The following is a 12,187-nucleotide window of genomic DNA, read 5'->3' on the forward strand; positions in this document are numbered from 1 at the left end:
CGGCTGGTGGCCTGGTCCGCGCACGACAGCACCAGGCCCCGCGCCGCGGCCAGCAGCGCCCCGGCGTGGGCGGCGACCTCGGCCAGGTCGTCGGTCTGCACGTGCCCCATCCCCTCCACCAGGGTGCGCACCACCTCGACCAGGCCCGGCAGGGCCTGGGACGCGGCGGTCACCTCGAGGTAGGACATGCCCTGATTCTATCGAACGCGTGTTGGGAACAACAGATCTAGTCACCTGGCTGCGCGGACTTTCACCCCCCGCACCCAGGCGACCCCGCACCGCACCCCCGCCCGTCCAACTCCGTTGACCGACAGTCACATTCAGGCCACGCCGTCTCGCGCCGCCGCACCCGTCTCGCGTCGCCGCACCCGTCTCGCGTCGCCGCACCCGTCTCACCCTGCAGCACGAGACACCCTCGCCAGCCCGAGCACACCCCAACCACCCACCCGCCACGCCTCACGTCACCACACCCGTCTCACCCTGCAGCACGAGACACCCACGGCACCCTGAGCGCAGCCGCACGCCGGGGCCGCACCCGCCGCGAGCGCGAACGGCGGGGTGAATCAGGACGAGACGAGGCGAGAGACACGACCCGGCTCGAAGTACGCGTCCGCCGCCAGCCGCACGGCGCCGGCCAGGCCGGACCGCCCGCCGAGAAGCGTCGTCCGCAGGCTGAGGGTCTGCAGGGCATACTCCCCCGCCCCCTCGTCGAGCGCCCGGCGCAGCGGTGCCATCAGGACGCCCCCCGCCCCGGAGAGTGCGCCACCCACGACGACGGTCGTCGGGTTGAGCAGCCGCACGACCTCGGCGAGGGAGCGCCCGAGCGCCTCGCCCACCTCGCCGACCAGCTGGCAGGCCAGCGGGTGACCGTCCTCGACGAGCGACACGAGGTCGAAGCTCGTCCTGGCCTCAACCCCGTGCGATGCCAGCCGGTCTCGCACGACATACCCGCTGGCGACGTCCTCGAGGCGACGCAGGCGACCGTCCGGCCCGGGCAGCGTCAGCACGCCCACTCCGCCACGCTCGCCGCGATAGACCCGCCCGTCGAGGACGAACGCGCAGCTGATGCCCATGCCGACCCGCAGGACCACGGTGTGGTCGCCGGCCCCGAGCGCGGCGTGCTCGGCGACCGCCATGGTGTTGACGTCCCGGTCGACGACCTGGACGTCGCCGCGGATCGTCAGCAGGTCCGTGAACCTGACTCCCTCCCAGGCGCTCTCGCGCAGCGGCGCCCCGATGAGGCCGGTTCGCACGTCGACCGGCCCGGGCACGCCGACCCCCACCGCCCGCACGTCCGCGGGCGAGCGGCCGATGCCTGCCAGGAGGGAGGCGATCCGACCGTCGGCCCACGCCGCCACCCCCGCGGGGCCGGTGGGCAGCCCGATGTCGGCGCCGTCCTCGGCGAGGAAGCGACCAGCCATGTCGGTGATCCCGACGCGGGTATAGGCACCACCGACGTCGAGGCCCACGACCAGCCCGAGGTCGTCGTCGACCGCGAAGGTCTCGGCGGGCCGACCACCCTCGCTGGCCCCGAGCCCTCGGCTCACGACGAACCCGGCGGCGAGCAGCTCGTCGAGCCGCTTGCCGACCGTCATGCGTGCCCAGCCGAGTCCGTCGACGAGCCCGCGCCGGGTCGCCGGTCCGTGCTCGCGCAGGTGCGCGAGCACCTCGCCGGCACCGGTCTCGGTCGCAGCCATCGGCGCACCTCCTCGCCCGCGGTCCGCCGGGAGCCTTCGATGCGCCAGGCGTCGACGCGGCACCACGACACGGACTCGATCGCGTCAGACCAGGTCGGCCGGACCTTTTGAGCATAGCTGCACCAAAGCCCCTGGCGCCGGAGGTCGCTGCCGGAGGTCGGTGGCGCAGGTCAGCGCCGGCGAGGTCAGCGGCGGCGAGGTCAGCGGCGGAGGTAGTGACCGACAGGCCGGCCGTGCACGCGGTCGACCGTGATCGGCACGGCGAAGATCTCCTCCAGCAGGCCCTCGCGCATCACCTCGTCCGGGCTGCCCGCGGCGACGACCCGGCCGTCGCGCATGGCGACGATCCGGTCGGCGAAGGCGGCGGCGGCGTTGAGGTCGTGCACGACCACCACGACGGTCTTGCCCAGCTCGTCCACGGCGCGCCGCAGCAGCCGCAGGATCCCCAGGGCGTGCCGCATGTCGAGGTTGTTGAGCGGCTCGTCGAGCAGGACGTAGTCGGTGTCCTGGGCGATGACCATGGCGATGAGCACCCGCTGCCGCTGGCCGCCGGACAGCTCGTCGACGAACCGGTCGGCGAGGTCCTCCAGGTCCAGGTAGTGCAGCGCCCGGTCCACGTGCTCCACGTCGATCGGCCGCAGCCGCCCGCCGCAGTGCGGGAACCGCCCGAAGCCCACCAGGTCCCGCACCCGCAGGCGCACCGCGAGGTGATGCTCCTGACGCAGGATCGCGAGTCTCCTTGCCAGCACCGAGGACTCGCAGCTCGTGACATCGAGGTCGTCGACGTGCACCTCGCCGCCGTCGGCGGGCAGCAGGCGGGCGACGATCGACAGCAGGGTCGACTTCCCCGCGCCGTTGGGGCCGACGAGGCAGGTCAGGCCCCCGCTGGGCAGGTCGAGGGTGACCCGGTCGACCACGGTGGTGCCGTCATACGACTTGGTCACGTCTCGTATGGCGATCCCCGACGTGGACGCGGTGCCGGGGAGGGCGGTGGTGGAGGTCATGCGCGGGCCCTTCGCAGGAGGAGGACGAGGAAGGCGATGCCGCCGAGGAGCTCCACGACGAGGGACAGGGAGCCCTCGAGGCCGAGGAGCTGCTCGAAGACGAGCTGGCCGCCGACGAGGGTGGCCACGGCCGCACCGCAGGCGGCGGGCAGGACATGGCGGTGCCGGTGCGTGCCCATGGTCTGGTAGGCGAGGTGGGCGACGAGCAGCCCGAAGAAGCTGGTGGGGCCCACCAGGGCCGTGGCCGAGGCGACGAGCAGGGCCACGACCGCGAGGACGACGAGCTGGCTACGGCGGTGGTCGACGCCGAGGGACGTGGCGAGCTCGCGACCCAGGGCGAGGACGTCGAGGCGCTCGGAGCGGTGCAGCGTCCACAGCAGGGCGAGCCCGACGATCCCGGCGCTGGTCGCGACCAGGCGGGGGTCGGCTCCGTGGAAGTCGGCGAAGAACCGGTCCTGCAGCACGATGAACTCGGTCGGGTCCATCGCGCGCTGCAGCAGGGTCGACAGGGCGCGGAAGAAACCGCCCGCGACGACGCCGACCAGCACCACGAGGTGCAGGCTGCGGCCGAGGCCCACGATCAGCCAGCGATAGAGCCCGACAGCGAGCAGCGTCATGGCCGTGGCCTCGGCGGCGAACCGCAGCACCGGGTCGATGGTCACGCTGCCGGTGACCCCGAGGGCCACCATGGCGGCGGTCTGCACGAGCAGGTAGAGCGCGTCGAAGCCCATGATCGACGGGGTCAGGATGCGGTTGGCGGTGACGGTGTGGAAGAGCACGGTGGCGATCGCCACGGCCGCTCCCACCACGGTCATGGTGGCGAGAGTGAGCAGGCGCCGCGGCAGGATGAAGCCGATCGCCCCCTCGAGGCCGATCAGCAGGTATGCCGCAGCGGCCACCACTGCGAGCACCCACCAGGCGGCGACCCGCACCCGTGACGACGAGGTCGGGCGGGCTCGAGCGGCCCGGCCCGCACCCCTCTCCTCGCTCCGCGATGGCGCGGCGGCGTCGACGGCCGAGGCAGAGGCCGCCGCCACGGTGGTGGGCTCAGCGGACACCGCGAACTCCCTTGATCAGCATGGCGAGGAAGGCGCCCGCTCCCACGACGCCGAGGATGGTGCCGATCGGCAGCTCGTGCGGCGCGACGAGCGATCGGGCCAGCAGGTCGCACAGGAGCACGAGGCCAGCGCCGCCGAGCGCCACCCAGGGGACGCTGCTGCGGGCGTTGCCACCCATGGCAAGGACGACGAGGTTGGGGACGACGAGGCCGATGAAGCCGAGCATCCCGACGGTGACGACGACGGTCGCCGTCACGACCGCGACGATGCTCATGCCGATCGCCATCGTCCGGCGGTAGTTCAGCCCGAGGTTGGTCGCGACGTCCTCCCCGAGCCCGGCGACCGTGAACCGGTCGGCCACCACGATGGAGGCCACCGTCAGCACCCCCGCGACCCACAGCAGCTCGTACCGCCCCTGGATGGTCGCCGAGAAGTCGCCCGTCATCCACGCGTTGAGGCTCTGGAGGAGGTCATAGCGATAGGCCACGAAGGTGCCGACGGCGCCGACGATCCCGGACAGCACCAGCCCGATCAGGGGGACCACGAGCACGTCCCGGATGGTGACGGAGCGGATGAGGCGCAGGAACACGGCCGTGCCGACGAGCGCGCAGAGGGCGGCGATCGCCATACGGGCCACGACCGGCGCGTCCGGCCAGCCGATCGCGACGGCCAGCAGGCCGAGGCCGGCGAACTCCATCGTCCCGGTGGTCGACGGCTCGACGAAGGGGTTGCGGGTCAGCAGCTGCATGATCAGCCCGCTGACCGCCAGACCTGCGCCGGCGAGGATCAGCGCGACGGTGCGCGGGACGCGGCTGACCCCGAGCAGGTCGACCGCATCGGGGCGGCGATCGGCATCGAGCAGCGCGCCCGGTGTCACGTCCACGACCCCCACGAAGAGCGACCACACGGCGAGGGCCAGGACGACGGCGGCCCCGCCGAGCAGCAGCGCTGCCTGGCGGGGTCGCCGACGTGCGACGGCGGTGGCTGACGCCGTCACAGGCCCGCGGCGACCTCGTCGACCATGGTCGACAAGTTGTCCAGCCCGGCACCGACGACGTACCAGCGCTGACCGTCGAGGTAGGTCATCTGCTTCTTGGCCCCGGCCGGCGTGGCGTCGACGAGCGGGTTGGCGAGGATCTCCTTGGCGGCCTTGCCGTTCTGGCCGATGGCCGCGTCGCGGTCGACGACGAACAGGCGGTCCGGCTTGGCGTCGCGGATGAACTCGAAGCTCACGGCTTGGCCGTGGCGGTCCTCGCTGATCGTGGCGGAGGTCGGCTTGACGCCGAGCGTCTGGTGGATCAGGCCGAAGCGGGACTGCGGGCCGAAGGCGGAGACCTTGCCGCCGCTGGTCATGAGGATCAGGCCGGTCCCGGCGTTAGCGGCCTTCGCCTTGGCCGCGGTCACCTTGGCGTCGAGCGCGGCGTGCTTGGCCGTGACCTGCTCCTGCTTGCCGAAGATCTCGCCGAGCTGGGTGTTGACCTTCTTGGCCGAGCCCAGCAGGTCCTTGGACCCCACCGTCAGGTCGATCGTCGGGGCGATCTTGGACAGCTCCTTGTACTTCGCCGCCCCGCGGGCACCCACGATGATCAGGTCCGGGCCGGCGGCGGCCAGCTTCTCGACGTCCGGCTCCTTCATGCTGCCGAGGTCGGTGTACCTGGTGTCCTGGTAGGCCTTGAGGAAGGTCGGCATGCCCTGCTTGGTCACGGCCGCGACCGAGTCGACACCCATGGACTGCAGGCTGTCCAGGACCCCCATGTCGAGGACGGCGACCTTCTTGGGCTGCACGGGGACCTGGGTGGTGCCCTGGGCATGGGTGATGCTGACGGTCTTGGCGCTGTCGGAGGAGGCTGCCGACCCCGACGAGCCGGAGCCGGCGCTGGCCGAGCCGCACGCGGCCGTCGACAGGGCGACCGTGGCGAGGATCGCGGTGCGGGCGGGGGTGAGCAGGCGGGACGACATGGTGCTCCGATCGACCGAACCGATGAGAAGGATAGGCAAACCTTAGTTAGGTCTTCCTTCCCTGCACAACCCGGCCCCGCCGTCGCGCCACGAGACCTGCCTCACACCCGCCCCCGGCAAAGGCATCGACCGGCCTTCGTTCCCCAGGTCGATGCCTTTACCCCCGGCGGGTCCGTCAGCGAGCGGCGTTTTCGACCCCGGCCCGGCGCCCTGGCTCGGCCGATGCCTCCTCGGACATGCCCGGATCGCCCACGACGGTCGTGTCGTCAGCAGCGTTGAGACGCTCGAGCTCGGCCTTGCTCAGGCCGAAGAAGTAGGTCGCCAGGAAGCCCACGACGTACCCGACGACCAGGCCCCCGGCATACACGGCGATCGCCGGACCGATCCCCCGGCTGCCGTTGGTCAGCGGGAACAACGCCCACCCGCTCGGGCCGATCGCCGTCGAGCCGACCGTGGTGCCGAGCTGGTTGAGCAGCCCGACGAACATCCCGCCGAAGGCACCGCCGACGCACGCGGTGATGAACGGCCGCCCCAGCGGCAGGGTCACGCCGTAGATCAGCGGCTCCCCGACGCCCAGGAACCCGGCCGGCAGCGCCGACCTGATGGTCGATCGGATGCCGGCGTTGCGCTTGAGCCGCACGTAGAGCGCGATCGCGGCACCCACCTGTCCGGCGCCGGCCATGGCCAGGATCGGCAGCAGCACCGTGTAGCCCGCCTGCTCGATCAGGGTGGTGTGGATCGGGATGAGCGCCTGGTGCAGCCCGAGCATCACCAGCGGCAGGAACAGCCCGGCCAGGACGAGCCCGGCCAGCGCCCCACCGTGCTGCAGCAGGCCGTTGGCGAGGTCGCCGATGCCCTGCGCGAGCCACCCGGACACCGTCATGAGCGGGAAGATCGTGAGCACGCCGGCCACGAGCACCACGAAGGTCGGCACCACGAGCATGCTCACCGAGCGAGGCGCCCAGCGTCGGGCCCACCGCTCGAGGTAGGCCGCCAGGATCGCGGCCAGGAGCGCGCCGATCACGCCACCCTGCCCGGGCGCGAGCTTCTCGCCCGCGATGGTGACCTTGGCGACGCCGGCGAACGGGATGATCGCCGCGACCGCCCCGCCGAGGATCGGCGTGCCCCCGAACTCCTTGGCGGCGTTCATGCCGACGAAGACGGCGATCAGCGTCATGAAACCGCTGGCCACGGCCGCGAGCACCGGCGTGACCGGCGCCGCCCAGGGCGCCCACCCGCGCGTCACGAAGTTCGTCAGCACGCCGTTGAGCCCCGCGATGATGCCGCACGCGATCAGCGCCGGGATCAGCGGGAGGAAGATGTTGGCGATCCGCCGCAGGAAGGCCTTGACCGGTGTCTGGTTGCGCCGCTTGCGGTCGCCCCGGATCTGCTCGCCCCGCTCGTGCAGCCCGGCTGCGTCGGTGCGTTCGGGAGATCCAGGCCGTATGCCGTCCGCCCCCGCCTCCGCCTCCGCCTCCTCGGCCATGGCGTCGGCCACCTCGTTGACCAGGCCCGGCCCGAGGACGATCTGCACGGTGTCGTCCATGACCACGCCGAGGACCCCGTCGATGGCGCGCAGCCCCGACTCGTCGACCCGGTCCAGGCTGCGGACCGTGACACGGAGGCGGGTGATGCAGTTCTCGACGTCCGTGATGTTGGCGCGGCCGCCGAGCGCGTCGACCGCCTGCCTCGCGATGGTGCGTGGGTCGGCCATCATGACTCCTTCGTCAGTGCGGTGAGGGTGGCCCGCAGGTCCCCGTGGTGCTGGGTGAGGGCGGCGTCGACCTGGGCCGGCGCGAGCCCGGTGAGCAGCGCGAGGGCGGCCGGCTTGGCCCGCCCGCCGTGCTCGTCGAGGGCGCGCTCGACGTCCTGCGGGGGCGCGCCGGTGATGGTGGTGACGATGCGGTGGGCGCGGGCACGCAGCTTGTCGTTGGTGGCGCGCACGTCGACCATGAGGTTGCCGTAGGTCTTGCCCAGCCGGACCATCACCATCGTCGAGATCATGTTGAGCACGAGCTTCTGCGCCGTCCCGGACTTGAGCCTCGTCGAGCCGGCGACCAGCTCGGGGCCGACGACGACCTCGATGGCCAGGTCTCCCGCGGCGGCCAGGGGCGAGCCCTGGTTGCAGGCGAACCCGACGGCCAGCGCTCCCCGGCGGCGCGCCTCGGCCACGGCCTCGACCGTGTATGGCGTCCGCCCCGACGCCGACAGGCCGACCAGCGTGTCCGCGTCGGTCAGCCCGATGCGGTCCAGGTCCCGGATCGCGAGGTCCCGGTCGTCCTCCGCGCCCTCGACGGCGGTGGTCAGCGCCACCTCGCCGCCCGCGATGAGGCCGACGACCAGCGAGGGGTCGGTGTCGAACGTGGGCGGGCACTCCGAGGCGTCCAGCACGCCGAGACGCCCGGCGGTCCCGGCCCCGGCATACACGAGTCGTCCTCCCCGCCGCAGGCGCTCGGTGACCCCCTCGACCACAGCGACGATGGCGTCGAGCTGGGCCTCGACGGCGTCCGTCACGGCGGCGTCGGCGGCGTTCATCGCGACTGCCAGCTCGAGCGTGGACAGGGTGTCCAGGTCGGCGTGACGGTCGTCGACGCTCTCGGTGGTGAGCGCCGACAGGTCGGGGCCGTGGGGCTGGTCGGGCATCGTCATGACTCCTGCTGGAGGCGGGGCCGGCTCGGATCAGCCGGCGTCGTGCGGGCGGCGGGGGCGCTTGGGGCGGCGGGTCCCGCTGGGGCACTGGGCGGTTCGCCGTGGCGGTGTCGTAGGGCGTGGTACGAGTCGGCGATGGCCTCGCTCGCCCGGTCGAAGCAGCGTTGGGCGACGAGGGTGAAGAGGACGTCGACGACGAACAGCTGACCGGTGCGCGAGCTCATCGCGGCCGGGCGCACGGGGTGCTCGCGGCCGGGGGCGCTCATGAGGACGTGGTCGGCGACGGCGACGGCGCTGCGCGGGTGGCAGGTGAGGGCGACGGTGCGGGCGCCTCGCTCCTGGGCGATCCGCAACGGCTCGAGCACGTCGACGGTGGAGCCGGAGGCGGACACGACGACGAGCACGTCGCCGGGGCGGAGCAGCACGGCGGCGGTGACGGCCTGGTGCACCTCCGTCAGCCCGCGGGAGTGCAGGCCGATCCGCTCGAGCTTGGCCGACAGGTCGAGCGCCACGAGCCCGGAGGCTCCGACGCCCACGACGACCACGCGCCCGGCGGCCACCACCGCGTCGGCCATCGCGGCCAGGACCTGCGGGTCGAGGCAGGCGGCGGTGTCGGCGATGACGGACCGTTCCTCCTCCGCCAGCGCGGCCAGGACGTCGACGGGCGAGTCGTCGCGGGTGATGTCGGCGGTGACTCGCCCGTCGCGGCCGGCGGAGGACATGGATCCCACCGCCTCGGCGAGACCCAGCCGCAGGTCGCGGTAGCCCCCGACCCCGGCCGCCTGGACCAGGCGCAGGACCGTGGCGTCGCTGGTGCTGGTCGCGGTCGCCAGCTCGCGCAGCGTCATCCGCGAGACACCAGCCGGGTCGTCGAGGATCGCGCGCCCGACGCGAGCCGGGCCGGCGGGCAACGACGGGACGACGCCGCGGACCCGGGCGAGCAGGCCGGAGGCGCCGTTGGAGTTTTCCTCCGTCATTGGAGTCATGCCTTGAAGGATTGCACCAACTCCTCGAGGGGTCAAGGCCACGGTTCGCCGCCCACCCCGTGGGTATGCGCGCCGATGACACCGACGGGCCACCCCGCGTGAAGGCGCCGCGCGACCCGACCTGAGGAGACCACGATGACCAACCGCACCGACGTCACCCGCACCGACCGCACCCTCGACTTCCTCCGTCGCGGATATGCCTTCTCGGACGCCTGGCGGCGCGAGCTGGGCGCCGTCGACCCGCGGTCTGTCGCGCGGATCCCGTTGCGCCTCCTGGGCGGTCGGGCCCTGCTCGTCCGCGGGGACGAGGGCGTGCGCCTGTTCTACGACACCTCTCGTGTCAAGCGGCACGGCGCCATGCCGCTGCCGGTGCGTGGCCCGTTGTTCGGCGCGGGCGCCGTGCACGGGCTGGACGACGACGAGCACCGGCACCGCAAGGCGATGTTCGTGTCCCTGGCCTATGACGACTCCCAGGTCGCACGACTCCTCCCCCTGGTCGAGGAGCAGTGGCGCCTGGCCGTCGACCGCTGGCAGCGCGAAGGCTCCGGCGACGTCTACGACACGGCGGTCCTGGCCTACGGTCGAGCCGTCATGACCTGGGCGGGGATCGACGTCGCCGAGACCGAGCAGGACGTGTGGGCGCGGCGGCTCGCCCAGATCGTCGACGGGTTCGGGGCGCTCGGCCCCCAGCACCTGCTGGCGTGGGTCAACCGCGCCCGCTGCGACCGCTGGGCCGCGTCCCTGGTCCGGCGAACTCGCGCCGGCGAGCTGCAGCCGCCCGAGGGGACGGCGCTGCGGGTCGTCAGCGAGCACCGCGACCTCCAGGGCCGGCTGCTCGACGAGCACACCGCCGGCGTGGAGCTGCAGAACGTCGTCCGCCCCACCATCGCCGTGTCACGGTTCGCGGCCTTCGCTGCACTGGCCCTGCGCGAGAACGCCTGGTGGGCGCCCCGACTCGCCGCCGAGGCCGAGGAGCGCGGCACCCTCGCCGGGGGGCGCGAGGCGACCGCCTTCGCCGAGGAGGTGCGCCGCGTCTACCCCTTCGTGCCGATGCTGCCGTCGATCGCCCGCGAGGACTTCACCTGGGAGGATCAGCAGATCAAGGCCGGCGACCGCATCCTCATCGACGTCGTGGGCACCAATCTTGACGAACGCCACTGGGACTCGCCGCGCACCTTCGACCCGCGCCGCTTCCTCGACGTCGACCGCGAGTCGGTCGAGCACTTCGTCCCGCAGGGCGGCGGCGATGTCCGCACCGGCCATCGCTGCCCGGGAGAGAAGATCGCGGTCGGCGTCCTCGCCATCACCGTCGCCGCGCTGAGTCGCCCTGACCTGCAGGTGGATCCACGCAACCTCTCCTTCGACGTCACGCGGCTTCCCACCAAGCCGCACCGCGCCCGCGTCCTGGCCGGGCACTGACGTCATGGCCGAGCTTGCGATCACGCTGCGCCTGCCCCTCCCGCGGGACGTCGTCTGGCGCCGCCTGTGGTCGGCCTCTCGGCATACCGCCTCGATCCCCCTCACCGTGGTCACGTCGTCCGTCCCCGAGGGCCGGCTGGACGTCGAGGGCGCGCTCGTCCGCGCCCGGACCGCGGTGGGGCCGTGGGGCTTCGACGACGACATGGAAACCGTCTCGGTGACCACCCCCGAGGGCGACGGACCGTGGGAGTGCCGGATCGACAAGCGGGGCAAAGTGGTTCATGGCGCGATCGACGCGGTGGCCCGCACCGTGGAGCTGCCCGGCGGCCGGTCGGGGACCGAGCTGCGATGGCGGCAGCGCATCACGGTGACCGGGATGCCGCGGGTCGCGGATCCGCTGACCGCGGCCGTGGCGTGGGTGGCCTATCGGACCGCGATCAGTCGGATCGTCAGCGGGGAGCCGGACGCCCGGCACCGACGCTGACGCTGCCGCCCGCCGCTGACGTCACGAGGCGAGACCGCTCACGCGGTCCGGGGGCGGCGCAGGTAACGCCAGAGCAGGAGGGCGAACGCCGGCAGACCGCCGAGGAGCATCAGGATCGGACCGCCCCAGGCCATCCACTCCTGGTGCTCGGGCATCGCCAGCTGCTCGGACTCGAGCTCGTGCCGGAGCCAGAACGCGTAGACCCAGATCACCAGGCCGAGCAGCGCGAGCGCGATGAAGGCCCAGGGCAGCAGCCGGCCGACCAGGCTCGGGCCGCGGGGGGTCTGGTCGTCCGGCACGCCGTCGTCGACCAGGTCGTGCTCCCGCTCGGGACCGTCGACCGTCTCGACGCGGTCCGGCTCGGCGCTGGCTGCGGTGCTCGGCATGGGTCCTCCTGGACGGTCACGGCGATCTCTGACAGTAGTGAACCACCAGCCCCGTCGGTGCGCGCAGGCACCCCTCCGGTTTTCTCCTTCTTTCTGCGGGTGGCTCAGCGGACGACATAGCGCAGCAGCGGCGTCACCCGCTCGGGGTCCAGGACTCCCTCGTCCGACAGGCAGGCTCGTATGTCGTAAGAGTCCCGTGGAGTGGTGGGGTTTGGGGAGTGGGTGTGGCTCCCTGACGTAGAGGGGTCATCGGCGAGATGCTCGGTGTGTACCGCCAAGTACTCACCAGAGGAGATCTCACCGATGACCCTTCCCCAGTCTGCCGTGTCCGACCTGCTGGACGCACTTCGCGCCGGCGAGGGCGTGGACCTGGTGCGCGAGTCCGTGCGCATGGTCCTGCAAGAGCTGATCGAGACCGAGGCCGCGCAGGTGATCGGCGCCGCCCGGTACGAGCGCGCACCGGGGCGGACCACCGAGCGCAACGGCAGCCGCCCGAAGCTGCTGACGACCAAAGGCGGCGACGTCACCGTGGCGATCCCCAAGCT

At 72.6% G+C, this 12,187-nt stretch carries 13 protein-coding genes; 3 read left to right on the forward strand and 10 right to left on the reverse strand.

Translation table 11 applies throughout. The features are described from left to right. The 9 genes from K313_RS21745 to K313_RS0118535 form a co-directional block, all read right to left on the reverse strand. Window positions 1–188, reverse strand: a 188-nt coding sequence (locus tag K313_RS21745) for a hypothetical protein (protein WP_034254351.1), incomplete at its 3' end; no start/stop codon positions are given. A gap of 375 nt (window positions 189–563) precedes the next feature. Beyond that, window positions 564–1,697, reverse strand: a complete 1,134-nt coding sequence (locus K313_RS0118500) for an ROK family transcriptional regulator (protein WP_029212877.1) — start codon at window positions 1,695–1,697, stop codon at window positions 564–566. A 200-nt stretch (window positions 1,698–1,897) separates the two neighbouring features. Beyond that, a complete protein-coding gene (locus tag K313_RS0118505) occupies window positions 1,898–2,701 on the reverse strand; it encodes an iron ABC transporter ATP-binding protein (protein ID WP_051274219.1) in 804 nt (267 codons plus the stop codon). Then, the gene (locus K313_RS0118510; protein WP_029212879.1) at window positions 2,698–3,759 is read right to left on the reverse strand and encodes an iron chelate uptake ABC transporter family permease subunit; all 1,062 of its coding nucleotides are present in this window, start codon (window positions 3,757–3,759) and stop codon (window positions 2,698–2,700) included. Before K313_RS0118510 ends, K313_RS0118505 begins: the two co-directional genes overlap by 4 nt. After that, on the reverse strand, window positions 3,749–4,756 hold the full coding sequence (locus tag K313_RS0118515) for an ABC transporter permease (RefSeq protein ID WP_029212880.1): 1,008 nt from the start codon (window positions 4,754–4,756) through the stop codon (window positions 3,749–3,751). The genes K313_RS0118510 and K313_RS0118515 overlap by 11 nt, the downstream gene beginning before the upstream one ends. After that, window positions 4,753–5,718, reverse strand: coding sequence for a siderophore ABC transporter substrate-binding protein (locus tag K313_RS0118520; protein WP_084413045.1), 966 nt, complete (start codon window positions 5,716–5,718; stop codon window positions 4,753–4,755). Before K313_RS0118520 ends, K313_RS0118515 begins: the two co-directional genes overlap by 4 nt. A 175-nt stretch (window positions 5,719–5,893) precedes the next feature. Beyond that, window positions 5,894–7,432 carry a PTS transporter subunit EIIC gene (locus tag K313_RS21750; RefSeq protein WP_084413046.1) on the reverse strand — a complete coding sequence of 513 codons (1,539 nt, stop codon included), beginning with the start codon at window positions 7,430–7,432 and terminating at the stop codon, window positions 5,894–5,896. Further along, window positions 7,432–8,361, reverse strand: coding sequence for an N-acetylmuramic acid 6-phosphate etherase (murQ, locus tag K313_RS0118530; RefSeq protein ID WP_034254368.1), 930 nt, complete (start codon window positions 8,359–8,361; stop codon window positions 7,432–7,434). The genes K313_RS21750 and murQ overlap by 1 nt, the downstream gene beginning before the upstream one ends. A 2-nt stretch (window positions 8,362–8,363) precedes the next feature. Next, a complete protein-coding gene (locus K313_RS0118535; protein WP_156911468.1) occupies window positions 8,364–9,353 on the reverse strand; it encodes a MurR/RpiR family transcriptional regulator in 990 nt (329 codons plus the stop codon). Between the two features lie 135 nt (window positions 9,354–9,488). On the opposite strand from K313_RS0118535, the gene K313_RS0118540 reads away from it, so the two are divergent. Beyond that, window positions 9,489–10,772, forward strand: coding sequence for a cytochrome P450 (locus tag K313_RS0118540; RefSeq protein WP_029212884.1), 1,284 nt, complete (start codon window positions 9,489–9,491; stop codon window positions 10,770–10,772). A 4-nt stretch (window positions 10,773–10,776) separates the two neighbouring features. Further along, window positions 10,777–11,256, forward strand: a complete 480-nt coding sequence (locus K313_RS0118545; protein ID WP_029212885.1) for a hypothetical protein — start codon at window positions 10,777–10,779, stop codon at window positions 11,254–11,256. Window positions 11,257–11,294: 38 nt separating this feature from the next. Here the strand turns inward: K313_RS0118545 and K313_RS0118550 are convergent, their stop codons facing one another. Further along, window positions 11,295–11,642 (reverse strand): hypothetical protein, encoded by a 348-nt coding sequence (locus tag K313_RS0118550; RefSeq protein WP_029212886.1) that lies wholly within the window; start codon window positions 11,640–11,642, stop codon window positions 11,295–11,297. A 303-nt stretch (window positions 11,643–11,945) separates the two neighbouring features. Between K313_RS0118550 and K313_RS21755 the strand changes: the two genes are divergently transcribed. Next, window positions 11,946–12,187: transposase (locus tag K313_RS21755; protein ID WP_240484012.1), on the forward strand; the 242-nt coding region annotated here is incomplete at its 3' end.

Origin of the sequence: Arsenicicoccus bolidensis DSM 15745 (assembly GCF_000426385.1) — a bacterium.
Lineage (GTDB): Bacteria > Actinomycetota > Actinomycetes > Actinomycetales > Dermatophilaceae > Arsenicicoccus > Arsenicicoccus bolidensis.